This is a genomic window from Mesorhizobium sp. P160927 (assembly GCF_057766385.1).
Window position 1 is genome coordinate 4,941,414 of record NZ_JBYMDW010000001.1, and the last position, 25,313, is coordinate 4,966,726.

A 25,313-nucleotide genomic window follows, 5' to 3' on the forward strand; every position below is an offset into this window, starting at 1 on the left:
CGCCCTTCACTTTGCCCTCGCCTCCTTGAGCAAGGCCGACATGTCGGCGCCGGTGATGATGCTTTCCACGGTCAGGAGGTCGGTGTCGGCGACCGTCTGTTCGGCGACGATCTCACCGCGCCGCATGACGACGATGCGGTCGGCGACCTGGAACACGTGGTGGATGTTGTGGGTGATGAGCAGCACCGAATGACCGGCGTCGCGCACCTCCTTGACGAAGCGCAGCACACCGTGGGTTTCCTCGACGCCGAGATTGTTGGTCGGCTCGTCGAGGATGATCACCTTGGCGGCGAACTGCATGGCGCGTGAAATGGCGATCGACTGGCGTTCGCCGCCCGACAGCGTCGAGACCAGCGCATCGGCGTCGAGCTTCTTCGAGATGCCGACACGCTTGAGCAGTTCGGAAGCGGCTTTGCGCAGTTTGGCAAGGTCGAGCGGCGCGAACACGCCGAGCCAGCCGAAATTGACCGGCTCGCGGCCGAGGAAAAGATTGCGCGCGATGCTGAGATCGGGCGCCAGTGAGGTATCCTGATGGATGGTCTCGATGCCGAGGTCCATCGCATCCCGGGTCGAGCGGATCGAAACCTTTTCGCCGCGTACAAAGATGTCGCCACGATCGACCGGGAAAACACCCGAGATCGCCTTGATCAGCGTCGATTTTCCGGCGCCATTGTCGCCCAGCAGCGCCACCACCTCGCCTTCCCGCAGTGTCAGCGAGGCGTTCTTCAGCGCGCGCACGCTGCCGAAGGACTTTTGCAGGCTCTGCAGCCGAAGTAATTCTTGCATCATTCTCAGCCCCTTGCGGCGTTCTTCTGCAGCAAAGCGTGCAGGATGAGCATGGCGAGGATGATGAGGCCGACAAAGATGTTGTAGGCGAGCCCCGGTACGCCGATCAGTACGATGCCGTTGCGGATGGCGCGCAGCATGAGCGCGCCGACGATGGTGCCGAGGATGGTGCCGCGTCCGCCGGTCAGCGCCGTGCCGCCAACCACCACCATGGCGATCACTTCCAGCTCGTAGCCGGTGCCGGCCACCGGTGAGGCGGCCGAGATGCGGAAGGCACTGATCATGCCAGCAAGGCCAGCCAGCACCGAAGTCGCGATGAACAGCCAGATCTTGACCCTATCGGCCGGCACGCCGCGCGCCACCGCCGCGTTGCGATTGGAGCCGATGGCACTGATCCAGTTGCCGAGCTTGGCGTAACGCAGGATGTAGATGGCAAACAGCGAGAGGCCGATGAACCACCACAGCGAGGTGTAGAAGCGAAACGAGCCGATGTTGAAGCTGCCGGCGAGCAGCGTCACGAAGAAGCCCGGCTGGTCCCAGGATTTCAGCGGAAAGCCTTGCGTGATGTAGAGCGCTGCCCCGCGCACGACGAGCAACATCGACAGCGTCACCAGGAAGGAGGAGATGCCGATCTTGGTGACGATCAGCCCGTTGATCGCGCCGATCACGATGCACAGCAGCAGCCCGGCCAGAAGCGCGACACCTATATCCACCCCGCCATTTTGCACCAGCAGCATCACCACCACTGGCGCCAGCCCAAACACCGCGCCGACGGAAAGATCGAATTCACCTGCCGTCAAAAGCAGCGTCATGCCGAGCGCGATGATGCCGAGCTCGGGCAGGAAGGCCATCATGTTGGAGATGTTGAGCGGGGACAGGAAATTGGCGTCGGCGACCGCGAATACCGCCAGCAAAACGAGGAGGATGACGAAAGAGGAGAATTGCGGCGAGCGCAGCAGACGCGATCTGCCTTTCACCCCCGGCGCTTCGTCTTCTGCGGCAATTGTCATGACTGCTTGAACCATGCTTGAAAAGACGCCCGCTGCTTTTCCGGCGGGCGCTGTTTTTCTCATTTCTTGTCGTAGAGCTTCAGGATCGGGTCGACGCTGGAGGCGTCGTAGAGACCGAAAGTGTGGATGTCGTAGCCGATCGGCTCGCCCGACGCGGCAAGCCCGAGCAGCGCCACCGGCATGAAGCCTTGCGCGGAGGGATATTGCCAGGCGGCGGCATTGACGAAGCCGTCCTTGACAGCTTGCGCCGTCTCCTTGGAATTGCCCCAGCCGACGACCGGGACCTTGCCCGCCGGCACGCCGGCGCCGTCGAAGACGCGCTTGACGCTGGCGGCCACGGAATCGCCGAGCGCGATGATCGCCGGCGGATTGTTGGCGACCATGTAGTCGGTCATCTTGGCGATGATGCCCGCCGGATCGGTGCCGCAATCGACCACGTCATATTTGATCCCCAACGGATCGAAGACGCTGGCGATGCCCTCGGTCTCGAGCTGCTGGTAACTGGCGCCAGGAACCTCGACCGGCAGGAAAACCTTGTCGCCCTGCTTCACCATCTTGTGGTCGACCAGATATTTGGCCCAGATGACACCCGCTTCTTTCAGGTCCGCGCCGACATAGGCCTGCCGCCCTGTCGCCGGATCGTCGGTGTTGAAGAACACGATCGGGATGCCAGCCGCCTTGGCTGCCTTCACCTCCTCCGTCCACAGGCCCGGCTGTGCCGACGTGGTGGCGATACCGTCGGGCTTTGCGGCAAGCGCCGAGTTGAAGGCCTCCTTCTGCGCCGCCATGTCGCCGCCGCTGAAGGAAATCTTGCACGTTACCTTGAGCTGGTCGCAGGCCTTGGTCGCGCCGGCGTTCCAGTCGATCCAGAACGCATCCGACGGACCGCCATGCGACAAAAGATAGAAGGTCTTCTGGCCGTCCTGCGCCTGCGCCGCCGTGCCAAGGGCGACGCCGGCGAGCACTGTCGCGGCGGCCGCCAATTTCGATACGAATTTCAACATTTCTTTCCTCCCTTGTTTGAAGCCGCGCTGCCGTGCACCGGTGGCGCGGCTAGCCGTTACAGGCCGTTGGCGCGGAATTTCCCGTCGAGGAATGTCTTGGCGCGCGGCACGTCGTCTTCCGACAGATGCTCGATGATCACCGGGATATTCGGATGCTTTTCGGCCAGCCGCTGGAGATAGAGGTCGTAGTTCAGCGAACCGAGGCCCGGCGCCGGCAGTTCGATTTCGCCAACCCCGCGGAACGTATGGCTTTCCATCGCGTCGGCATCGCCGATGTCGGCGTGCTTCTCCGACTTGTCCTCGCCCGAGCGCTTGACGTCCTTGGCATGCGCTATCCTGATCTTATCGGTCAGCGTGTCGAACACCTGGTTCAGGATCTGATCCATCCGGTCGATGTTGTGCGTCTCGAAATAATTGGTCGGGTCCATCAGCAGGCCCAGGCCTGGATGGTCGACCTGCGCGAACATCCTCACCGTTTCCTCGACCGAGCCGACGACGTTGTTGACATAGGTTTCGAGCAGAAAGACCGCGCCATGGTCGTAGGCCGTCTGGGCAAGATCGGCGATGACCTTGCGGCATTCCTCAAAACCTTCCTCGGTCTTGTTCTTGGGGTGATGCACCCAGTCGGATTCGGTGTTGTAAGTGCCGGTCTCCGAGATCACGTAAGGGCTGCCGAAATCGCGCGCGTTGCGGATGATCTCCTTGAGATAACCGACGCGCGTGTCGCGCTCGGCCTTGTCGGGATGGATGATGTTGGTGTAGCCCGACACGCAGCAGACCGGCAGGTTGTGGTCGCGGAAGACGTCGCGCACCTTCCTGGCCTTGTCCTTGGTGATCTGGCCGGCCGAGAGATCAACGTCCCTGAAATGCAGGTCCAGCTGCACCGTGTTGAAACCAAGGCCGCGGATCTTCTTCGCCGTCTCTTCGAGGCCGTATGGGAAATAGCCCGTGAAAATACCTGCCTGCATCATGATCTTGAATTCCTCCCTGTAAGCGATTCAGTTGTCCGCGATTTTCAGTTAGTTGCGTTTGTGGAGATTTCGGAAAGCTTGACCGTGCGGCCCGAGGCCATCGAACGGTAGCCCGCTTCGACCAGCGCCATGGTCTTGACGTTATCGGCGACGGTGAGCGCCGGCGCCGTACCGGTCTTCACGGCATGCTGCAGCTGCTCCATGACGCCGATGAAGGCATGCGGGAACCACATCGTCTCCCAGCTTGGAGTTACCCACTCGCCGCCGGTCGTTTCAGCCGAAGCATAAGTCAGCGTCGAAGCAGCACCGGTCGGCCAGCCGATCGTGCCCTTGGCGACGCCCTTGGTGCCGTCGACGCGCCAGTTGATGTGCTGATCGTCCTTGTAGCCGTCCTGGCGCGGACCGGACCACACATCCTCCAGCGAAACGGCAAGCACACCCGTGGGGAAACGCAGGGTCGAGACAGTGATGCCGTCGGAATGGTCGAATGTCGTGCGCGGATCCTTGCGCGTCAGCGTCGTGATCTCATCGGGATCGCCAAACAGGAAGCGCAGCACGTCAAGGTGATGCACGCTCATATTGGCGAGCGTCAGCCGGTCGTAGCCCTGAAGGAAGGTCTGCCAGTGCGGAATGGCGTGCATGTCGATCTGCGCGAAGACGATGTCGCCGAGCGCGCCGCTGTCGATGATCTGCTTCAACACGCGCATCGACTGGTCGTAGCGCATGTTCTGGTTGACCGAGAGGATCTTGCCGGCCTTCGCCGCTTCGTCGCGCAACTTGACGGCTTCCTCGACGGAGAGCGCCAAGGGCTTTTGCGCCAGGATCCCCTTGATGTGGTTCTGCTTCAGCGCATGGCGGATCAGCGCCGGCTGCTGGTCCGGCGGAAACGCGAGGTCGATGATCTCGACATTTGCATCCTCGATCAGCTGTTCCGGGGTGTCGTGGACAGTCGGGATGCCCCAACGGTCGGCGACCTTTTGCGCATTCGCCTTGGTCCGTGAGGCGATCGCCACGACTGGAAAGCCGACCTCCTTATAGGCGGCCAGATGGCACTCGGCCATGATCATGCCGGCGCCGACGCAGCCGATCCGATATTCCTTCGTGCGGACCTTCACATCCGGCTCGAAGCCCTTGCCTGTCATGCCTTCCTCCCGAAATCCTGTTCTTGCGGCCGCATTCATCTTGCCAACGCGCCTCCGCCCTGTCCGAAATAATGCACGCGCGTCGGCTCGCAGGATATCGCCACCATCGCGTCGGGCCTGATGTCAGGCTGGCCGCGCAGCAAAGCCTTCAGCCGCGCTTGCCCGGCGGCGAGCGTCACCACGGTATAGCCGCCAAGCGGCTCGACCTCGAACACCCGCACCGGGCGGGAGCTCGTCTTCTCGGTGTCGCTCCAGGGTCTGACCTTGATGTCCTCCGGCCTCAGCCCGATCTCGACAGCATCGGCCGGAGCCGTGCGATCGGCGATGCTGATCGCGCCTTCGGCGGCTTCGATGCCGCCCTCGCCTTGAACGGATTTGAGGATGTTCATGACAGGCGAACCCAGCAGCCGCGCCACGTAGGTGCTGGCCGGGCGATCATAGATCTCGCCCGGCGCGCCGATCTGCCGGATCCTTCCGCTTTCCAGGATGGCGATGCGATCGGCGATCGACATCGCCTCTTCCTGGTCGTGCGTGACATAGATCAGCGTCTTGCCGAGCTCGCGCTGGATGCGCTTCAGCTCGACCCGCGTTTCCTCGCGCAACCGCGCATCGAGTGCCGAGATCGGATCGTCCATCAGATAGGCATTGGGGTCGCGCACCAGCGCACGCGCGATCGCCACCCGCTGCCGCTCGCCGCCTGAAAGCTGCGCCGGTGGCTTGTGCAGTATATGGCCGATATGCAGCTTGGCCGCGACATCGGCGACCCGCTTTTTGATCTGGAGCTCGGCGACCCCGCGTTCGACCAGGGGGAAACGGACATTGTCGAGCGCGCTCATATGCGGGAACAGTGCCAGGTTCTGGAACACCATGGCGACGTTGCGCTCGGCTGGCGACACCGTATTGACCGGCTTGCCGCCGATGAGGATTTCGCCGGCGTCCGGCGCCTCCAGCCCGAGCACCAGGCGCAGGATCGTCGACTTGCCCGACAGCGGCGGCCCGAAGAAGCAGAAGAACTCGTTGTCGTTGACGGCGAAGGAGGCGTCGTCGACGGCAAGCGTCGTGCCGTAGCGTTTCGTGACATTGCGGAAGACAATGTCGGCCATGGCTCAACCCGCCCTCATCGCAAGGCCGCTAACGGCGTCGAAGACCCGCACTGACGACGCTGCGGGTGCGACGACCGCGGTTTGCCCTATCGACAGTCCGACATCATTGTCGAAGACCGCTTTCACGGCGCCGTCGCCCTTGCCGAGGTGAACGATGGTGCGCGCGCCGATGCGCTCGACGAAAGTGACCGGCATGGCCAGCCCGCGTCCATTCTCCGCCAGGGCCACCTGTTCCGGCCGAAAGCCGTAGAGCACCTCGCCGCGTGCGCCACGCAAGACGGCGGCCAGCGCATCCGGTAATGGCGGCGTAATGCCAAGCGCCCCGAGATCGACGACCAGACCCCGGTCACTCTCCGCAGGTCGGCCCTTGAGCAGGTTCATGCCCGGCGCGCCGATAAAGCGGGCAACGAAGACATTGGCCGGATTGTTGTAGACCTCGAGCGGCGTGCCCACTTGCTGCAGCACGCCGTGATCCATGACGGCGATACGGTCGGACATGGTCATGGCTTCGAGCTGGTCGTGCGTGACGTAAACCATGGTCTGCTTGAATTGGCGCTGCAGCTGTTTCAGCTCGGTGCGCATCACCGCGCGGAAGGCCGCGTCGACATTGGATAGCGGCTCGTCGAGGAGGAAGATCGCCGGCTCCATGATTGCCGAGCGGCCGATCGCCACGCGCTGCAGGATGTTGACCGACAGCCGGTCGGCCTTGCGGTCGAGCAGCGGCGTCAGTTGCAGCAGCTCGGCGATCGTGCCGACGCGACGATCGATCTCGGCCGTGGCGGCGCCACGCATCCTTGGCCCGTAGGCTAGGTTCTGGCGCACCGTCAAATGGGTGAAGATCGCGTAGTTCTGGAACACGAAGCCAACGCCACGCCGGCCCATCGGCACACCGGCCATGTCGCGCTCGCCAAACAGGATCTTGCCGCTGGTCGGCTCTTCCATTCCGGCAATCATGTTCATCGTCGTCGACTTGCCGCAGCCTGAAGGCCCGAGCAAAGCCATGAACTCGCCATCGGCGATATCGAGGTCCATGGTCTTCAGCGCCGTGAAGTCGCCGAATGTCTTGGTGAGGTGCTTGAGCTGGATCGTGCTCATTCCGCCACCTGCCTTGCCCGTGCCATACGCTTCATGGCGAACACGGCGACGATGGAGAGCACGACCAGAATGGCCAGCGCGATAGCCGCCACATAGCCCCAGATCAGATCCTGCGTGGTGACCTTGTAGATATAGACGGAGATCGTCTCGGTGGCGACGCCGGGGCCGCCGCCGGTCATGATGTACAGCGTGTCGAAGATCTTGAAGTTTTCGATCACCCTTATCGCCAGCGCGATGATGATGATCGTCTTCATCTTCGGCAGCACGATGGTGGTAAAGCGCTGCCAGGGATTGGCGCCGAGCAGCGTTGCCGCCTTGATCTGGTCCTCCGGCACACCGACCAGGCCGGCGAGCAGGATCAGGAACATCAACGGCGTCCATTGCCAGATGTCGGCGATCATCACCGCGATCAGCGCCAGCGTCGGGTCCGAAAGCCAGGCAATGGTGACTTGCGTGCCCGTGATTGCCGACAGAATGTCGTTCACCGGGCCGCCCGACTGGAACAGCATGAAGAACATGTAGCCGGCCACCGCCGGCACCACCATCATCGGCATCAGCAGGACCGAATAGAAGATGCGCTTGCCGGGAAAGTCGTCGGCGAACAGCGTCGCCAGCGCCAAGCCTAACAAGAATTCGGCCGGCACGCAGACGACCATGACGATAACCGTGCGCTTCAGCGCACTCCAGAAGCGCGCGTCGGCGGCAAGGTCGGCGTAGTTGGCGAAACTGTTCCACATCTCCCAGGCATTCCACCAGCCGAGGCCCGAGAGTGGCGACCAGTCGGTGACGCTGATGTAGAGCTGCATCAAGAGCGGAAAGGCCGAGATGAACAGCACCAGGATTTGCGCCGGCAAGGTCAGGCGAAAGCCAAGCCGCATGCCTTCGTCGCGCAGCGCCGGCTTTGCGCGGGCCGCGTCCATCTCACCCTCCGAAGTCGTCGCAACCACAGCGCTCATTGCTTGAGCGCCCCAAAGGTGAGCCCGCGCACCAGATGGCGCTGGATGGCGATGCCCATGACGACCGGCGGCACGGCGGCAATGAGCCCGAGCGCTGCCTTGGCGCCATAGAGCTGCCCGGTCATCGAGGACGACAGCGAGGCCATGTAGACGGGGATCGTCACCCATTCGCGTGTCGTGAGCAGCAACGCGATCAGATAGTCCGACCAGTTGAGGATGAAGACGAACAGCGCAGCACTTGCCAGCGGCGCGCGCATCATAGGCAAGGTGATGCGGGTGAAGACGCGCAGCCGCGAGCAACCCTCGACCAAGGCGGCTTCCTCGATCTCGCGCGGCATGTCGTCGAAGAAGGTCTTCATCAGCCAGAAGGCAAACGGCAGCGTGACGATGCCGTAGATCAGCGCCAGCCCCCACCAGCTGTCGGTGAAGTTGAGGAAGGCCCACATGATCATCACAGGGATCATGACCGCCATCGGTGGAAACAGCCTGAGCTGGATCAGCGCCAGCGGCAGGTTCTGGCCGGAGCCGAAGCGCGACAGGCCATAGGCGGCGGCTGTGCCGGCCGACATGGCGATCGCGGTGCCGAACACCGCCGACAGAAGCGACGACAGGATCGGCTTCAGCGCGGTGCGGTCGAGCGCCACGATCAGGCTGTTGGTGGATTCGCCGAACACGAAGCGGAAGTTGCTGAGCGTCGGGTTCTTCGGCCACCATGTCAGGTCCGCACCCGTCGCCGACCATTCGGCGATCGGCTTGAAGGCCATCGACACCATCCACAGGATCGGCACCAGCGTAACAGCCATCGCCGCGAGGATCGCGGCGTAGCGGAATATCTCGAAGGGGACGGAACGCTTCATCTGGCTGCTTTTGCTGGTGGCGTCGGTTGCGGAGGGGAAGAGCAGATGCTCCTCCCCTCCGGCTTTGATCCAGGGAGATGGATCAGCTGATCGGATCAAGAACCGTCGGCCATGCCTCCTTGTTGGTCCTGATGGCTTCGAGAAATTTGTCCTCGCCAATGCGCCGGGCGATCTTCTTCCACTCGGCTTCCGTGTCGGCCATCGCCTGCTCCGATGTCTTGGCCTTGGTCAGCGAGGCCATCAGGTTTTCGTCCAGCGCGTTGTGGAAGGCGGTGGCGCCGGGATAGTTGATGGTCGGCACCGTGCGGGCGACCGTCTCGCGCACCACGTCCATGTGGTAGGCGTGATAGGTCTGGCGCACCAGCGGATCGGAAAAATCCGAAAGCCGGAACGGATCGAGATAGCCGCCGGGGTTGGCGCTCATCCAGGCGTAGATACGAGCCGAGCCTAGCCACTGCAGCAGGAGATAGGCGACCTCCTGGTTTTTCGACTGCGACGAGACCATGCCGGTCAGTGAGAACCACAACACCGAGCGGCTGATCAGTTTGCCGTCGATCTCGCGGCCGGGCGGCAGCATCGTGCCGATCTTGCCGGTGACCTTGGAATCCTTGTTGCCGGCATTGTCGAGGAATTTCGGCAGGTTGGAGAACGCACAGGTCATCGCCGCGCCGCCCTTGGCGAAATTGCCGTACTGCTCCGGCCAGCCCCACGAGATCGCGTCGGGCGAATGATGGACCAGCGATCCGACATATTCGTTTGTGGCGGCAATGCCGTGCTCGGAATTGATCAGCGGCTTGCCGTCGTCGCCGAACAGGAACTGGTTGGGCGAGGCCATCGACACGTAGCGCTGATACCAGTTGGTGTAGCCCCAGCCCTGGTTGCGCAGGTCGGTGGAGCCGAACAGGCCTTTGTCCGGACGCTGGAAGAAGGCGGCGATATCGCCGTGTTGCTTCCAGGTTTTCGGCGGCGCCAGATCGTAGCCGTATTTGTCCTTGAACGCCTTCTTCTCGGCTTCGTCACCGAACAGGTCGGTACGGTAGACCCAGGTCTGGAAGTCGCCGTCCAACGACACGCCATAGTTAGAGCCGCGATATTTGTTGAGCAGCGATACGCCCTTGGCGCCGTCGACATAGCCGGTCTTGGGATCGTCCCATTCGGGTTTGTACTGGGCGACGAAGTCGTCGAGCTTGGCGATACCGCCGGTCTCGGCGAGATCGCCAAGGCGATTCCACTCGGTCGAATAGATGTCGTAGGCCCCACCCTTGGTGGAGATGTCCTGCATGGTTTTGGTGAATTCCTGGCCGTTCGGCAGACCGACGATCTCGATCGGGATCCCTGTTTCCTTTTCCCACAGCTCCTTGATCGACGGCGCGCCGGCCGGAAAAGGCTGGGTGAGCTGGCCGATCGAGCCGTCCGATAGGCCAAGCACGATCTTGGCCGGCGCCTTGCCGGCGCCCTTCAAAGCCTTGGCGCCCTCGACCGCGCGGCCCTCCGGTGTGTCGGGACCGTATTGATAACGTTCGGCTCCATCGAAGCCCGTCGGGCCGCCGATCATGCCAGGCGCGAGCGCATCGGCCGCGAAGGCGCGGCCGGGACGAATGAATTGCGGAGCGATACCTGCAGCGGCCACGAACACCGCCGCCTTTCCTCCGGACGCCAGCAACCGGCGTCGCGAGATGCGGATCAGATCAGACATTGGAATTCCTCCCTCAGGCTCCATGTTTCCTCCACGAGCCCATGAGGGATATTGACGGCAGGATAGGAAGGCTGTCAACATCATTAATAATCAAAACACATCACAACAACTCATAGAGGCGAGGAAATGCGTCGTGCCAAGGTTCATAGACCGCTTCACATGCGCCGATTTGATGGGAAATGTGATCTCCCTTTCCGACACGATCGCGGCGGACAAGTTGATTTACCCTGGCGGCTTGCGCATCGGCCAAGGCCGGATACATCATTTCCCATCAGAATCGCGGATAGCGGGGCGTTGGCGCCAGCAGGTCGCCAGCCGGGACCGCGTCATCCCTGATCATTGAGGAGATGAGACGGTGCGTTCCACCCTGACGGACATAGCCCGGGAAGCCGGCGTCTCCGCGGCTACAGTCGACCGCGTGCTCAACAATCGCCCCGGCGTGCGGGCGCGCACGCGCGAGATCGTGCTCGATATGGCGCAGCGGCTCGGCTACATCGCCGAAGGTCCGAACGGGGCGCGGCCCAGGCCCGTGCCCGGCGAGGTCATCCGGCTCGACTTCGCGCTGCCGGCCGGCACCAATTCCTTTATCAAGATGTTGCACCGCCACATCGAGGCACAAGCCCTGGCGCGCCCCGATCTCGACGTCCATATCGCCACCATAGAGGGCTTCAATCCCGACCGGCTCGCCCGCCTGCTGCAGGATTTGCGCGGCCAGACGCAAGGCGTTGGTGTCATCGCGCTCGACCATCCGACGGTGCGCGAGGCGATCCGCTCGCTATCGGCCAACGACGTCAAGGTGGTGACCATCGCCTCCGACATCCTGCATGTGCCAAGGGTTGCCTATATCGGCATCGACAACCGCGCCGCCGGGCGGCTGGCCGGGTATCTGCTCAACCGTTTCATGGGCTCAGGCAGCCCCGGCAAGGTGGCGCTGTTTGCAGGCTCGCTGTCCTATCGCGGCCACGAGGAACGCGAGATGGGCTTCCGGCACATATTGACCGAGGAATCGCCCAATCTGGAGATCGTCGAGATGCGCGAAATGCTCGACGACCGCGAAAAGGCCTATTCGGAGGCGTCAGCCCTTCTGGAACGCCACCCCGACCTTGCCGCGATCTACAATGTCGGCGCCGGTAACACCGGCATCGCGCGCGCGCTGAAGGAACGCGGCCGTGCGCAATCCATGGTTTTCCTCGGCCACGAGGCGACGGACGGCACCAAGGAACTGCTGCTCGACGGCACGCTCGACGCCGTCATCGACCAGAACCCGCGCGTCGAAGCCCGCGAGGCGCTCAACATCCTGACCCACGCCGTCCGGGGCCTCCCCTATGAATTGCACCAGCCGAGGCTGCAGGTGATCTTCAAGGAGAACATCCCGGAGATTTGAGGCGCGCGCAGCACTTGGCTCGGCACCCACAAAAACAAGGATTTAGGCGTGTCCGTTGAATCATCTGGTAATGACACGCCTGATCGGCCGGTAGGTTGGCGCGACCTCGAGGCGCGCTCACCTATCAGCGCGTGCTCATTTCTTGACCTTGCGGACAACCGCCCCGACGGCACCACCAACATCGATCGCAATCCGCTCGCCGGAAGCAATGCCCCCAATCTCGCAGACCACCAGGGGCATGCTGATCCCGTAGAGGAACTCGGCGACGATGGCGCCAACGGCAAGGATCGGGTCCGGCCGTTCCAGAAGAATGGCGGTGGGCGCGGTGCCCCTGCGGATTGCCTCGGCCAAGACAGAGGAAGAAGACGAGGACCCTCGCCCGCTCGGCATGATCAGTATCTTGCCGGCGACATTCTTACCGAGGCCAGGATGTGAGTGATCGATGATATCTCCCGTCTCGGCATCGATGCCGCCCCAGAAACTGAGCGATTGCGAAAACACCAGCGCCTCTCCCTCGGCGGCACCGGCCAATTGGAATGTGCCGGATCGAACGATGATTTCTGTCTCCACCGCTTCGCTCATGCTGCGCCCCGCACGACATGCCCGACCGCCGCTGAACGGATGCAATCGCGCATCTCGGCGAAGGCCACCGTCACGCCAATATTGCCCGGAGCATAGTGCGCCCATTTGCCGGAATTGGTCATCACCACGCCGTCGAGCCGCTCCAGAATGGTAGTGACATAGGTACAGGTGTCGGCAACGGGGATCAGGCCGAACGCCTGCGTGCCATCAAGCGCGCCCTCCTCCTGCAATCGCGTCAGCGTCGCGCGACCCGTATTGACATAGATCGGGATGCCCCTGCCCGGCGCGACCGCGCGCAGCAACGGCAGCAGGCGCATCCATTCCGCATGCGAGAAATGCGGAGTGCCCAGCGAAACCGCCGCCAGCGGCGTCCCGTCAGGCACGCGCGACAGCCTGGCCAGCGCTTGATCGACATCGGCACGACTGATGCGGATCGTCTCTTCCGGCGCTTGACCACGGAACGCCTCGTCGAGCGTTCCCGCCTCCGGCGTGATGCCAACCGCGTGGAACAGCGCCACCGCGCCCGTCGTCGCTGCTGCCGCGCCAAGCGCCTTCAGCTGGTCCTCGTCGCGTGGCTGCGGCAGGCCCGATATGACCGGAACGAGATCGCCGCTCGCTTGCCCGATGATCAGCCCGACGCCGACGAACAGGCTGTCGCTCGGCTCCCCGTCGGCAACATCCAGTTCGAACAGGATGCGGCCGCGCCGGTTCTCGCTGAGATGCAGGCCCCAGGCCGGTGCGCGCCCGGTCATGGCACAGCACAGATCGATGAAATCGCCGTAGCGGTTGGTGCGCGCACCGATCACCGAATTGGCGAAAACGATGGCATTGGATTCGCCCCAGGCGATCTGCTGCCCGAATTCAGGCCGAAACCGCGTCTGATAGGGTGCACAGGTGAAGGTCGCCTGGCAGCCAAGCTCCAGATGCGCCTTCATCAACCGCCGCGCCGGCATTTCTTCAGCCGCGGGCATCTTGACCATGCCGGGATGGATGAGGTCGAACGAGCCGACATTGAGCGTCGTCGGCACCCGGACACGTCCGCTTCCCTCGACCAGCCGTTCGACGAAATCGAGCCCTGCCTTGCCGTGATAGAGGCAGCCGTCGATATGGGCGCCGGTGACATCAAGCAGGCCACCGGCGCCAATCGCGTTGGAAAAGGCAAGCAGTATCTTCATAGCGGCGGCAGCGGACGGCCCCTGCTCGCCGTCGAGCATGGATCGGTCGCGGGCCGTCAGGTCAAGCGTCATCAAGATGCTCCGGGCTTAACTTGCGCCCGGCTATGCGTTCCTCATTGTCAGCGGTCTGGCAAGAGCCGAAACGAGGATCAGCCCGCCGCCGCAATCAGCACTGTGCTCTCCGGCGACCAGCGCAGCTCGACATCCTGACCTTCCACCAGCCTGTCGGCGCCAGTATTCTGGACGATGACCTTCAGCGTCTGACCCGCGCGCTCGACAAAATACGTGCTGTTGTTGCCGGCGAAGATGCGCTTGGAAACCTGACCCTTGAGCGTGTTCGCATCGCCGTCCGCGGCTCCGGCATCGGTGGCAATCCGGATGCGTTCCGGCCGCACGGCGCAGCTCGCCTTGGCGCCGGCGGCAAGCCTGTCGCCGACGCGGGCGGCAATCGCCGTGCCGTCCGGCAGGCGGATGCCGCTGCCGGTGGCATCGCCGCGAAAGATGTTAGCGTCGCCAAGAAAGGTGGCGGCGAATTCGCTCTTCGGCCGGTCGTAGATCTCTTCCGGCGGGCCTTCCTGCACCAGCCTGCCATCACGCAATATGCCGATGCGGTCGCTCATCGTCAGCGCTTCTTCCTGGTCGTGGGTGACGAAGATGGTGGTGATGCCGATCTCGCGCTGGATGCGCTTCAATTCGATCTGCATGTCGACGCGCAGCGCCTTGTCGAGCGCGCCGAGCGGCTCGTCCAGCAAAAGCACGCGCGGCTTGGTGACGATTGCGCGGGCGAGCGCGACGCGCTGGCGCTGGCCGCCGGAGAGCTGGTGCGGACGGCGAGCGCCGAGCTTACCAAGTTGCACGAGGTCCAGCGCGCGCTGCACTTCCGTGGCGATCACCACCTTCGCCTCGCCGCGCACCGACAGGCCGAAGGCGACATTGTCGGCAACGCTCATATTTGGAAACAGCGCGTAGTTCTGGAACACCATACCGATGCGCCGTTTTTCGACCGGCACCCGCTCGACGCTCTCGCCGCCGATGGCGATGCTGCCCGAATCGGGAAAGTCGAAGCCGGCGATCTGCCTCAGCAGCGTGGTCTTGCCGCTGCCCGATGGACCGAGCAGCGCGTAAAAACCGCCATCGGCGAAATCGATGGACACATCGTCCAGCGCCTTGTGGGCGCCGAAGCTGCGCGAGACGTTCGATACCTTGACGCCGGCCATTATTTCTCTCCGCCGAATTTGAAGAAACGCGCCGTGAGCAGCATCAGCGCCATCGACACGACAATGATGATCGTCGAGACCGCGTTGATCTCGGGCGTAAAGCCCTTGCGGATCGCGGCGTAGATTTCGACCGGCAGCGTCGTCTGGCCCGGCGTCGCCAGGAAATAAGACACGACAAACTGATCGAACGAGACGGCGAAGGCGAAGAGCCCGCCGGCAATGACACCCGGCATGATCCAGGGCAGCGTGACGCGCATCGTTACTTGCCATTGGTTGGCGCCGAGCGAGCGCGCCGCCTCTTCCAGCTCCGGCGCGAAGGTCTGCAGCCGCGCCGAGACAACGACGATGACATAGGGCAGCGCCAGCGCGACATGACCGAGCAGGATGGCGAACAGGCCGCGCCCGATGCCGACGCCGAAGAAGAAGATCAGCATCGCCGTACCGGTGATGAGCCACGGAATGGCGATCGGCGGGAACAGCAGCGCCTGCAGCAGTTTCTTGCCGCGGAATTCATAACGGTAAAGCGCCAGTGAAGCCGCCGAGCCGAGCACCAAGCTGATGATGGTGGTGATGACGGCGATCTCGAGACTGTTCCAGGTGGCCGCGATCAATTGGTCGTTCTGCCACAGCGACGCGTACCACTCGGTCGTCCACTCGAACGGCAGCTGGTAGAAGGGCGAGACGTTGAACGACATCAGCGCCATGATGATAATCGGCAGATAGAGGAAGGCGAGCAGAAACCCGATGTAAATCCGGCCGAGCCATTCGAGAATGCGCGTCGTCATCATCACGCGGCCCTCCGCAGCACCGGTGCCGCCAGCGCCAGAATGACCAGCACGACGGCCAGCAGGATGAAGGACAGTGCCGCGCCTAGCGGCCAGTTGAAGACAGCGACGAACTGGTCCTCGATGACAGTGCCGTAGAAGGTGCCGGTGCGCCCGCCGAGAATGCGTGGCTCCATGAACGAACCGACCACCGGCACGAAGATGAGCGCCGCGCCCGCCACCAAACCCGGTAGCGACAGCGGGATGATGACCCGCTTCAAGACCTGCAGCCGCGAGGCGCCGAGCGAGCGCCCGGCTTCGATCAGCGAGTCGTCGATGGCCTGCAGCGTGAGGTAGCAGGTCAGCACCATATAGGGCACGTAGGAGTGCACCAGCCCGATGATGACAGCTGGATAGGAATACATCAGATCGATGTTGATCTTGAACGGCAGCACGGCGTTGAGGGCCGTGTCGAGAATGCCGCCCTCGCGCAGCACCATCGCCCAGGAGAAGATGCGCACCAGCCCGTTCGACCAGAACGGCAGGATAACCAGCAGGAAGATCGCCTCGCGGCTGCGGCCCTTCAGCACCTTGGCCAACACATAGGCGGCAGGATAGCCGATGACGACGCACCACAACGTCACTTCGAGGCCGAGGCGGAGCGAAGCCAGCAGCAGCGTCAAATAGAGGCTCTGGGAGAAGAAGGCGGCGTAATTGCCCAGCGTGAACGCCCACGGCTTTGCCGTCAGCGGCAGGTCGGTCATGAAGGAGAAAAAGACCATGGCCGAGAGCGGCAGGAAGATCGCCACCGTCAGCCAGAGATAGGCCGGCGCCAAAAGCGGCAAAGCCGATCTCAGCCCGCCGCGCGCCGCGACCGCGCCCTGTGCCGCCATGCTACCCCACCTCCCCAGGATTGAGGACCAGCCGGCGCGAACCGCCGGCTGGTCTTGACGCGTGTCTCTACTTCACATCGACCTTGAGCTGTTGCCAAAGTGCCAGATAGGCTTCGCGCTGCGCGTCGGTGATCGGCGCCTGGAACTGGATACGCTTGGCCACCGCGGGATCGCCCATGACCTTGCGGTTGAAGGCATCCTCGGGAAGCGCTTCCACCGCCTTGATGTTGGCTGACACCGGCGCGCCGACCTTGGTGACCCACTCGACATAGAATTTCGGATCGATCATGTAGTTGATGAAGGCCTCGGCACCGGCAACATTCTTCGAGCCGGCCGGAATGGAGAAGGCGTCGAGCCAGGCGACGGCGCCCTCCTGCGGGATGACCAGCGAAACCGGCAGCTTGAAATGCGTCTTGGCGCGGTCGGCCGAGCCGCTCCAATAGGTGCCAATGTCGATCTGGTTGGAGGCGACCATCTGGTTCCAGTCGTTCTCCGAGCTCCAGAAGGTCTTGATCTGCGGCATTAGCGAGGTGAGCTTCGTCTTGACCGCATCCATATCCTTGATGTCGTTGATGTTCTGGCCGGTGGCGATGGCGCCGAATTGCACCGCCTCGACGGCGTCGTCGCGGATGACGACACGGCCCTTGTGCGCGGGGTCCCACATTTCGGCGATCGACGTCGGCGGCTTGTCGAAGGATTTTTCGTTGATGGCGAGCGCCGTCAAGCCCCACACCCACGGCACGCCGTAGACCTTGCCGTCATGGTCGAGCATCGGCGATCCCGCCTTGTCCTTGCTGATGTCGGCATAGTTCGGCAGCTTGGAGGTATCGATTGGCTGGATCAGCTTCTCGGCCATTGCCTGATCGTTGAAGGCGGCATTGATCATGACGACGTCATAGAGGCCAGGATTGGTCCGGATCTTGGTCAGCATTTCCTGTTCGGAATTGAAGAAGTCGTTGACGACCTTGTTGCCGGTCGCCTTCTCGAAAGCGGCAATGGCCCACGGCTCGTCAGCGCCATAGCCTTTCCAGTTGAGCACATGCACCTCGTCGGCCTTAGCGGCAAAAGCGAGTGCGGAGGTGAAGACGGCGGTCGCCGTCAAGAGAGCAGTCAAGTCAGGCATGCGCATGGTTCGTTCCTCTCTGGGTTTGCCCGCTTCCCGGGCTTGTCAGGCTGTCTGATGGGCCTTCTGTGTCTGGCCTGGCACGCCGGTAGAAACGGCCTGGCTCAGGAAAGTCTGGATTTCCGCGTCGGTCGGTGCCGATGAGCCGCCGTGGCGCGTCACCGAAATGGCGGCCGCCGCGTTGGCATAGGCCGCCGCCTCGAAGGGAGGCACGCCACGCGCCAACGCGCTGACGAAGGCGCCGATGTGCGTGTCCCCAGCGCCATTGGTATCGATCGCGACAACCTTGAAACCGGCGATGGTTTGCGCCGAACCGTCGGCCAGCCCGACATGGCAGCCCTTGGCGGCGGAGCGGATCACGACACCGGCAGCCTGCGGGCAATGCTCGGCAAGAAGTCGCGCCGCGAGCGCCTCGACATCGCCCTGGCCGGCAATCTCGGCCGCCTCTGTCGTGTTGCAGCTCAGCCAAGTCGTGCGGGCAAGCACACGGTCGAGAATGGCACGTGGAATGTCCGCTATGACCGGCGTCGGATCGAAGACGAAGGGAATGTCCGCCGGCAGCGCCTCGATCCAACCGGTCAGCGCATCGTGGCTGCCGGGATAACTGAGCGTGTAGCCTGACGTGAACACCCAGTCATCCGGCCCGATCACCACCGGCGCCATCAGGTCGAGGCTGAGAACGCTCTCCGCGCCTGGCCACGAGACGAAGGTGCGTTCGGCGTCGCTCGATATCATGGCGACGCAATTGCCGCTGTCCATCAGAGGCGAAGGCAGCGTCAGCGTCTGGATGCCCTCGGCGGCGAAGGCGGCGCGCAGGAAGTCGCCATTCGGACCGCTGCCGAGCTGGCCGCCAAACACCACCTTCATACCAGTACGGGTCGCGGCAACCATCATGTTGAAGCCGCCGCCAGCGACCTGCGCATAGTCCGACGCCGTCTTCTCGGTGCCGGGCGCTGGCAGGACGTCGATGCGGTAGACATAGTCGACCACCGCGCTGCCGACATGGACGAGACGCGCGCTCATGCCGCATCCTTGCCGGAACCGGCCTTGCCGACGCGACCGCCCGACATTCGCGCCGCGACAAGATCGGCGGCCAGCGCCCGTACTTGCGCCATGTCGATGCCCCCGAGGCTCGTGACACGATGCTGCGGCAGGCGCGAAAAGCCGGCACAGGCGCCAGCAATGCCGGCGGCGATGGCGCCGATCGTGTCGGTGTCGCCGCCAAGATTGGCGCTTATGACAGCCGCTTGCCATGGGTCGCCGCCGGCGACTTCCAGCACGGCAAACGCGGCTGGAACCGATTCCTGACTGGCGACGCCGGTGCCGACCAGATCGGTAATCAGCCGGATCGCGTCCCTCTTCGCCTTGCCGCGTACCAGCGCCTGCGCCCAGACGATGCGCGCGGCGATGTCTCCGCCGGTCACCCAATTTCCAAGTGTTGCCCCTCGCTGCGCCGCCGCGACCGCGCTGTCGGACGCCGCGTACCAGTCACCACCGGCAACGCCACGGCTGACGGCGGCTGCGACCGCTGCGGCGGAGGCGATCGCGATCGACGTGTTGTGCGTTGCCTGGCAGGTCTCGGCCACCTTGGAGACGAACGCGTCCAGCGGCTCCAGCGGCATCATGATGCCGACCGGCGCGATACGCATGGCGGCGCCGTTGGTGTCGCCGCTACGCCCCGCCTCTTCCGCCGGCACGCCGTTGTTGATGGCGTCGATCGCGCGCTTGGTCGACGGCCCCAGGAGGTCGTAGCTGCCACGCGCCTTGACCTCACGCTCCCAGTCGAGCAGCGCGTTCACCCAGCGCGCATGGTCGAAGCGCTCGCCCGATTCCACGAGAATGCGGCCAAGCAGCAATGCCTGTTCGGTATCGTCGGTGACGGTGCCGGCCAGCAGCCCCTTCGATACCGGATGACCGGCGAAGGGGGCGATGAAATCCTCGACACGGCCGTAGAGTTCGGCGATGCGGGCCGGTGACAGAAGCTGCGTCGGCATGCCGAGCGCGTCGCCAAGCGCTCCGCCGACAAGCGCGCCCATGGCGCGATCCATCTCAAACTCGTAGTCCGGCATCGCTCAGAACCTCATATGCAGCGCGAAATGCGCGGGATTGAGGAGACTGGTGACATATTCGATCGGCCGCTCGTCGGCCGCGCGCGTCAGCCGACGCCCGCGCAGGAAGGGCGTGCCCTGCGGGCAGCCGAGGATGGCAGCGTCATCTGCGTTCAGCATCTCGATGTCGACCCACTCCTCGCCATGGTCTGGTATCAGCCCCGCCCCGCGTAGCGTCTGGTGCAGCGAACCCTCGCGCAGGCCGCGCAGTGGCACGTCCTCCAGTTCGGGTGACAGCGGCAGGCGGCTGCGTTCGACCGAGATCGCATGACCGTCGCTGGCATTGGTGCGCACCCGGTCGACGGCGATGAAGAACGGGCTTTCAACATCCAGCAAGATCGCCAGTTCGGCGTCCTCTATGACCTCCAGCCGCAACGTCCGGGTCTCTGCATTGGCACCCGCATTGGCCAGCGCCCGCGACCAGCCGACGGCATCATCGACCGGCATGCCGTCAAAGGTGACGAAAGAGCCGATGCCGACCTTGGTGGTGATCAGGCCGCGGCTGGAGAGTTCCTCGAGACCTTTGCGGATGGTGTTGCGGCTGACGGAGAAGCGCTGGACGAGCTCGTTTTCGCTTTGCAGCCTGTCACCGAAACCAAGAACGCCGGAACGAATCTCACGCTCCAGAACGGTCGCGATCTGCTCGGGCTTTCCCGTGCCGGGAGACAATTGAACCGCGCGCCGCTTCATATGCGTACCTGTTCAGTGAACCTGTATAATCCTGTTCAATATATTTGTGCGTGAGCTCTGTCAACGACCAATGGTGACGGGTGCTTCGCTGCAAGCCGCCGGCACCGGCGGAGCACTTCGAGGCAATCTCTTTGCAGAAGAACGAAAGCCCGCTCCGGGAACCGGGGCGGGCCTTGCAGGAGGATGAAGGGGTGGGACCCTCTCCTCTTGTTTCCACGGGGGGGTGTGGACCGTGAAACTATACGGCCGTCCTGCGGGGCGCATGATCACAAGCCGGCCTGCTTCCCTCACATTCCAGTGCACGCCGCCGCGGGTTCGCTCACGGGACCGCGACGCCGGCGACACAAGAGGAGCCGGCTAGATGCGTCCCAGGACGACAAGGATGATGACGATGATCAACACAAGTCCGAGACCGCCACCGCCATAATAACCGGTTCCGTAGAACGGGCCACCGCCGAGACCGCTGAAGCCGCCGAGCAGCGCGAGGATTAGAATAATGATAAGTATCGTTCCGAGACCCATGGCCTTCCCTGCTCCTGAAATGCGCGCTTTCGCGCTGGTTCAACATCGCGCCATTTCGGATGTTGCAAGGTATGAACGTTTTAGAGCGGCTGGCGTTCCGCTGGACTATCGCGGCTCCGGAACACACAGCCCGCAACGCAGAAAGCCCGCCTGGACGACGGGCTTCCCCACCGGCCGGAGGCCAGGAGAGTGCGGCCAGGCCTACGGCTGGGTCCGCAACTCCCTCAGCCTCAGCGGCGTGCGATCAGCAGGCAGAGTTGCCGCAAGTCGCGGTCATAGGTCGCTTCGCTGCTGAGGACATCGACGCAGCGCTTCTTCATGCGCGTCACCTGCGAGCTTGACATCTGGGCCACGATACCCGGGACGTTGGGGTGATTGGGATTGGATGGGTTGCTCGCGTTCGACGGATTGCTGGGATTGGTTCCGTTGCCAATGCCCACCCCGACACCAATGCCGCCGGCACCGCCAACACTGCCGGCAAGCCCCGCATTGATGCCACCGGTTCCGCCAACATTGGCACCGAGCCCGGCGTTGATGCCGCCCGAACCACCGATATTGGCGCCGGCTCCTGCGTTGGCGCCATTGCTGCCGCCGACCGACGCGCCGAGCCTAGCTGCTGGACGGCCGATGATTTGCTGCCAGGCTGCTTGCTACCTGACAGCCAAAATACAGCACCTCACCTGCGGAGCAGTTCCGGACCACTGGACGCTAAGGATCCTTGTTGGCTAACCCTGGATCAAACAGGACTGGCCACTCTCGCGTGACAGTCTGGCCTTCAGAATATCCCGTAAAACAGTCTATAGCGCACGCGCTCCATATAAGAGCGGTACTCCGGCTCCGCGGCAAGCAAGGCCTCCTCGCGCAGAATGCGGTACACCTGCAGATAGGTGACAACCGCATAGACGGCGAGATTGTAGAAGGAAAAGGCCGACAGCAGGTAGAGGATATGGCCGGTAAGGTAACCGGCATAGATCGGATGCCGCACCAGGCGATAGGCACCGCCGGTCATCACGCCGCGATTGGCGGGCAGGATGGCAAAGGAACGACCCAGCGACAGCTTTCCCCAGATGACGAACCAAAGCGCCATGAATTGAAGCGGCGCGGCGACATAGATGGGGATGATGGGGATGCCTCGTTCCATGGTGATGAAGGCGACACCAAAACTGGCGGTCACCGAAGCGACTACCGCAAGCGGGCTCCAGTCACGCGTCACCGGCCGCCGCGACAGCAGCAGCCAGGTGAAGCTGAGCGTCTCGGAAACCGCCACCAAAGCGATATTGAGCCGGGTGGGGTCCTGCACGAAGTGGTACACGCCCCGGTACACAAACAGCCCCGCGCATGCGAGCGCACAAATGCGAAAGAAGCCTTCCCGCAAGTCGGCCAGGATCTCGCGCTTGCGCGCTTCGGACATCATCCCGCCCTGGTTGGCGCGCTGAAGCGTTTCGCTTTTTGGTGTAAGCAAGGCAAGAACCCCAATGATCCCTCGGGGGGACCTTTGCACGCAACCATTGCTGGGTGGTTAACCGACAAGATCTATCGGCATCAGAACGGCAACTGCGCCGCCGAAAGGCATGCGAGACGCAAAGCACGGCCGTGCGGATTGTCTCCGCTTCGAGGATCGCCAGGAAGGGGTTCCGCCCGAGTCGATCCTCTCCTTAGGGATTGGCCAGCTACCCCAGAAATGTGTTGCTGAAATACCCAGTGAAATCCGAGATCTGGGGCAGAACCTTACCGTCGGCGTCGCGCAGAATGCCGGCGGCGAAGAGGTAGTTGCCGATCGCTTCCATCTTGGCAGTGTCCAACGTCCCGATGGCACCGCTTTGCCCGCGCAGATAATAGCCCTCGATCAGTGCCTTCAGCGAGGCGTGGATCAAGGCCGGATTGGTCAGGGCATCCTTGTTGGCGGCTATCAGCAGCGTGGCGGCCTCCCCTGGATGATCGACGGCGAATTGGTAGCCGCGCCGCGTTGCCTTGATGAAGGACGACGCCAGTTCGGGGTTCGCCTGGAGATACGCTTCGCTCGAAGAGATAAGCGTCGTGTGCTCGTCGGGGACGCCATGGTCGGCATAGACGAAACTGCGCTGCTTGACGCCCCTGAGTTCGGCTTCGACGCCCTCCCAGGTCGACACTTCGAGCGTGAAGTCGACCGAACCGTTGGCCAGCGCCTCGTAGGCGGAAGTGCCCAGCGTCACCGTCTCAAAATCGCCCTTGCCCCCGTCGTGACGGATGATGGTCGAGATCAGCGCCGTCTCCCAGGCGCTGCCGAAACCGCCATAGGTCAGGCCATCTAGATCTTTCGGGCTTTTGATCTCGCTGCGCACGGCATTGAACACCAGCCGGCCTGTCTCGGACTGCACGACGGCATAGACGCCCTTTAAATCGGCCCCCGCGGTCTTCTGGGTGAACAGGCTGATGGTGCCGTTGATCCCGAAATCGGCGACATGGTTGGCGACAAGCGCGCCGGCACCGGTATTGCTGTAGGGCAGGATGTCGACCTCGAGGCCGGCTTCCCGATAAAATCCCTTATCGCGGGCGACGAACAGGCCGATGTGGTTGGTGTTGACCGTCCAGTCGAGGGCGACTGTGACCGTCCGCGTTGCCGCGAAGGAGCGGCTCGATCCGGTGATCAGCGGTACGCTGCCGGCAAGGGTGAGCAGCAGGGCTTGCCTGCGCGTCAAGTCAGTCATGGTCATGTCCTTTGGATGGCTGGGGGTTGAGCAAAATGTCGAGAATCTCGACCTCGAGTGCCTCGGCCTGCCGCGTGGCCGCGCTGGCGGGATCGCGCGGGCGCGGCAGCGGCACCTTGATCTCGCGCACGACCCGGGCAGGCCGCGCGGACAGCACATAGATGCGGTCGGACAGGAACAGGGCTTCGCGCACGTCATGGGTGATCAGCAACGCCGTCCAGTGGTGGTGCCGCCACATCTGTTCGAGCCAGCGCTGCATGGCCGCGCGGGTCAGGGCGTCGAGCGCGCCGAACGGCTCGTCGAGCAGCAACATATCGCGTTCCTGCACTACGGTGCGTAAAAGCGCCGTGCGCTGGCGCATGCCGCCCGAGAGCTGCGCTGGAAAGTGCCACTCGAAGCCGGCAAGCCCGAACTCCGCAAACAGCGGAGCCACACGCCTCCGTGCCGCCTTGCGGCTGACGCCTTGCACCTCGAGCCCGAGCGTGGTGTTGTCGAGAATGCGCCGCCACGGCATCAGCGCGTCGCGCTGCGGCATGAAGGCAAAATGCCTGCCATGATCGTCGAGCGGCACGCCGTTGAAGAACATCTCACCCTCGCCATGCTCGGCGCCGGTCAGAAGCTGAAACAGCGTCGACTTGCCGGCTCCCGAAGGTCCAAGGATCGAGACGAATTCGCCGGCATCGACACGAAGCGAAATGTCGGCGAGCACATCGAGCTCGCCAAACACCTTGCGAACATGCCGCAGTTCGAGCCGGCTCATGCTTCTGGACCTTTTCCAGCGCCTTGCCTGCCAACGGCTCCTTCCCAGGGCACGGCAAGACGCTGCAGCAGCATCGTCAGCCCGAACAGGATAAGGGTGAGCGCTGCGCTGACGCAGACGGCGGCTAGCACCAGGTCGGGACGGAAATTGTTCTTGGCGTTGAGCATGTAGATGCCCAGCCCTTTGGCCGCGCCCGCATATTCGGCGAAGATGGCGCCGACGACGGCATAGGTAATGGAGATCCTGAGGCCAGCGAAGAAATAAGGCAGCGCCGAAGGCAATCGTGCCAGCATGAAAACACGCCAACGCCCTGCTCCCATGGCACGCAGCATCTGACCGATCTCCACCTCGGTAGCCTCGTAGCCTTGTACCAGCGCGACCAGCATCGGGAAGAAGGTGACCAGCGCCACCAGCACGATCTTGGGCGTCAGCCCGAAGCCGAACCACAGCACCACCAATGGCGCGATGGCGACCAGCGGCAAGGTCTGGCTGACTATGAAGATGGGAAACAGCGCGCGCCGCAAAGGCTGGAAGAAGTCGACCAGCATCGACAGCGCGAAGGCGGCGCTGAGCGAACAGGCAAAACCGATCAGCGTGGCGCGGACCGTGGGAACGGCGTTGTCGACCAATGCTTCACGATTGAGCATCGCCTGTTCGAAGACGCGCGAGGGCGCCGGCAGAACCGTCGGCTTGATGCCGGAAATGTTTGCGTACAGTTCCCAGGCCACTAGCACCAAACTGATCGATATCACGGCCGGCGCTGTTTTGGCGAAGAAGCCCGCGACGTT

25 protein-coding genes are annotated in these 25,313 nt (G+C 63.2%); 1 reads left to right on the plus strand and 24 read right to left on the minus strand.

Going from position 1 to position 25,313, the window contains the following annotated elements; genetic code table 11:
• Positions 1-6: 6 nt before the first annotated feature.
• The 10 genes from AC3CB8_RS24025 to AC3CB8_RS24070 form a co-directional block, all read right to left on the minus strand.
• The gene (locus AC3CB8_RS24025) at positions 7-789 is read right to left on the minus strand and encodes an ATP-binding cassette domain-containing protein (protein ID WP_352563815.1); all 783 of its coding nucleotides are present in this window, start codon (positions 787-789) and stop codon (positions 7-9) included.
• Positions 790-791: 2 nt separating this feature from the next.
• The gene (locus AC3CB8_RS24030; protein WP_352563814.1) at positions 792-1,811 is read right to left on the minus strand and encodes an ABC transporter permease; all 1,020 of its coding nucleotides are present in this window, start codon (positions 1,809-1,811) and stop codon (positions 792-794) included.
• A gap of 44 nt (positions 1,812-1,855) precedes the next feature.
• A complete protein-coding gene (locus AC3CB8_RS24035) occupies positions 1,856-2,800 on the minus strand; it encodes a sugar ABC transporter substrate-binding protein (protein WP_023769536.1) in 945 nt (314 codons plus the stop codon).
• A 56-nt stretch (positions 2,801-2,856) separates the two neighbouring features.
• Entirely contained in the window at positions 2,857-3,771 is a 915-nt protein-coding gene (locus AC3CB8_RS24040; RefSeq protein WP_023782785.1) for a sugar phosphate isomerase/epimerase family protein, read from the minus strand.
• A 44-nt stretch (positions 3,772-3,815) separates the two neighbouring features.
• Complete coding sequence (locus AC3CB8_RS24045; RefSeq protein ID WP_352563813.1) at positions 3,816-4,913, minus strand: Gfo/Idh/MocA family protein; 1,098 nt, start codon at positions 4,911-4,913, stop codon at positions 3,816-3,818.
• Between the two features lie 35 nt (positions 4,914-4,948).
• Positions 4,949-6,016, minus strand: coding sequence for an ABC transporter ATP-binding protein (locus tag AC3CB8_RS24050; protein ID WP_352563812.1), 1,068 nt, complete (start codon positions 6,014-6,016; stop codon positions 4,949-4,951).
• 3 nt (positions 6,017-6,019) lie between these two features.
• Complete coding sequence (locus AC3CB8_RS24055; RefSeq protein ID WP_352563811.1) at positions 6,020-7,111, minus strand: ABC transporter ATP-binding protein; 1,092 nt, start codon at positions 7,109-7,111, stop codon at positions 6,020-6,022.
• Positions 7,108-8,067, minus strand: coding sequence for a carbohydrate ABC transporter permease (locus AC3CB8_RS24060; RefSeq protein ID WP_023782789.1), 960 nt, complete (start codon positions 8,065-8,067; stop codon positions 7,108-7,110). Before AC3CB8_RS24060 ends, AC3CB8_RS24055 begins: the two co-directional genes overlap by 4 nt.
• Positions 8,064-8,924, minus strand: a complete 861-nt coding sequence (locus AC3CB8_RS24065) for a carbohydrate ABC transporter permease (protein ID WP_352563810.1) — start codon at positions 8,922-8,924, stop codon at positions 8,064-8,066. Before AC3CB8_RS24065 ends, AC3CB8_RS24060 begins: the two co-directional genes overlap by 4 nt.
• A gap of 82 nt (positions 8,925-9,006) precedes the next feature.
• Positions 9,007-10,620, minus strand: coding sequence for an extracellular solute-binding protein (locus tag AC3CB8_RS24070; RefSeq protein WP_352563809.1), 1,614 nt, complete (start codon positions 10,618-10,620; stop codon positions 9,007-9,009).
• 355 nt (positions 10,621-10,975) lie between these two features.
• On the opposite strand from AC3CB8_RS24070, the gene AC3CB8_RS24075 reads away from it, so the two are divergent.
• Positions 10,976-12,004, plus strand: coding sequence for a LacI family DNA-binding transcriptional regulator (locus AC3CB8_RS24075; RefSeq protein WP_023769528.1), 1,029 nt, complete (start codon positions 10,976-10,978; stop codon positions 12,002-12,004).
• A gap of 135 nt (positions 12,005-12,139) precedes the next feature.
• Here AC3CB8_RS24075 and AC3CB8_RS24080 read toward each other — a convergent pair whose 3' ends face one another.
• The 14 genes from AC3CB8_RS24080 to AC3CB8_RS24145 form a co-directional block, all read right to left on the minus strand.
• Positions 12,140-12,586 carry an aconitase X swivel domain-containing protein gene (locus AC3CB8_RS24080; RefSeq protein WP_023782793.1) on the minus strand — a complete coding sequence of 149 codons (447 nt, stop codon included), beginning with the start codon at positions 12,584-12,586 and terminating at the stop codon, positions 12,140-12,142.
• A complete protein-coding gene (locus AC3CB8_RS24085; protein WP_023769526.1) occupies positions 12,583-13,833 on the minus strand; it encodes an aconitase X in 1,251 nt (416 codons plus the stop codon). Before AC3CB8_RS24085 ends, AC3CB8_RS24080 begins: the two co-directional genes overlap by 4 nt.
• A gap of 77 nt (positions 13,834-13,910) precedes the next feature.
• Positions 13,911-14,978 (minus strand): ABC transporter ATP-binding protein, encoded by a 1,068-nt coding sequence (locus AC3CB8_RS24090; RefSeq protein WP_352563808.1) that lies wholly within the window; start codon positions 14,976-14,978, stop codon positions 13,911-13,913.
• Entirely contained in the window at positions 14,978-15,766 is a 789-nt protein-coding gene (locus tag AC3CB8_RS24095) for an ABC transporter permease (protein ID WP_031240750.1), read from the minus strand. Before AC3CB8_RS24095 ends, AC3CB8_RS24090 begins: the two co-directional genes overlap by 1 nt.
• Positions 15,766-16,635, minus strand: a complete 870-nt coding sequence (locus AC3CB8_RS24100; RefSeq protein ID WP_023769523.1) for an ABC transporter permease — start codon at positions 16,633-16,635, stop codon at positions 15,766-15,768. Before AC3CB8_RS24100 ends, AC3CB8_RS24095 begins: the two co-directional genes overlap by 1 nt.
• A 67-nt stretch (positions 16,636-16,702) precedes the next feature.
• A complete protein-coding gene (locus AC3CB8_RS24105; RefSeq protein ID WP_023782796.1) occupies positions 16,703-17,764 on the minus strand; it encodes an ABC transporter substrate-binding protein in 1,062 nt (353 codons plus the stop codon).
• 39 nt (positions 17,765-17,803) lie between these two features.
• A complete protein-coding gene (locus tag AC3CB8_RS24110) occupies positions 17,804-18,781 on the minus strand; it encodes a PfkB family carbohydrate kinase (protein ID WP_352563807.1) in 978 nt (325 codons plus the stop codon).
• Entirely contained in the window at positions 18,778-19,827 is a 1,050-nt protein-coding gene (locus AC3CB8_RS24115) for an ADP-ribosylglycohydrolase family protein (protein ID WP_352563806.1), read from the minus strand. Before AC3CB8_RS24115 ends, AC3CB8_RS24110 begins: the two co-directional genes overlap by 4 nt.
• A gap of 3 nt (positions 19,828-19,830) precedes the next feature.
• Entirely contained in the window at positions 19,831-20,556 is a 726-nt protein-coding gene (locus tag AC3CB8_RS24120) for a GntR family transcriptional regulator (RefSeq protein ID WP_023782799.1), read from the minus strand.
• Positions 20,557-20,913: 357 nt separating this feature from the next.
• Complete coding sequence (locus AC3CB8_RS24125) at positions 20,914-21,078, minus strand: DUF3309 family protein (protein WP_023769518.1); 165 nt, start codon at positions 21,076-21,078, stop codon at positions 20,914-20,916.
• A gap of 775 nt (positions 21,079-21,853) precedes the next feature.
• Positions 21,854-22,492 carry a methyltransferase family protein gene (locus AC3CB8_RS24130; protein WP_084056069.1) on the minus strand — a complete coding sequence of 213 codons (639 nt, stop codon included), beginning with the start codon at positions 22,490-22,492 and terminating at the stop codon, positions 21,854-21,856.
• A gap of 256 nt (positions 22,493-22,748) precedes the next feature.
• On the minus strand, positions 22,749-23,765 hold the full coding sequence (locus AC3CB8_RS24135) for an ABC transporter substrate-binding protein (RefSeq protein WP_352550433.1): 1,017 nt from the start codon (positions 23,763-23,765) through the stop codon (positions 22,749-22,751).
• The gene (locus tag AC3CB8_RS24140; RefSeq protein WP_352726236.1) at positions 23,758-24,525 is read right to left on the minus strand and encodes an ABC transporter ATP-binding protein; all 768 of its coding nucleotides are present in this window, start codon (positions 24,523-24,525) and stop codon (positions 23,758-23,760) included. Before AC3CB8_RS24140 ends, AC3CB8_RS24135 begins: the two co-directional genes overlap by 8 nt.
• A complete protein-coding gene (locus AC3CB8_RS24145) occupies positions 24,522-25,277 on the minus strand; it encodes an ABC transporter permease (RefSeq protein ID WP_435053091.1) in 756 nt (251 codons plus the stop codon). Before AC3CB8_RS24145 ends, AC3CB8_RS24140 begins: the two co-directional genes overlap by 4 nt.
• Positions 25,278-25,313 lie beyond the last annotated feature (36 nt).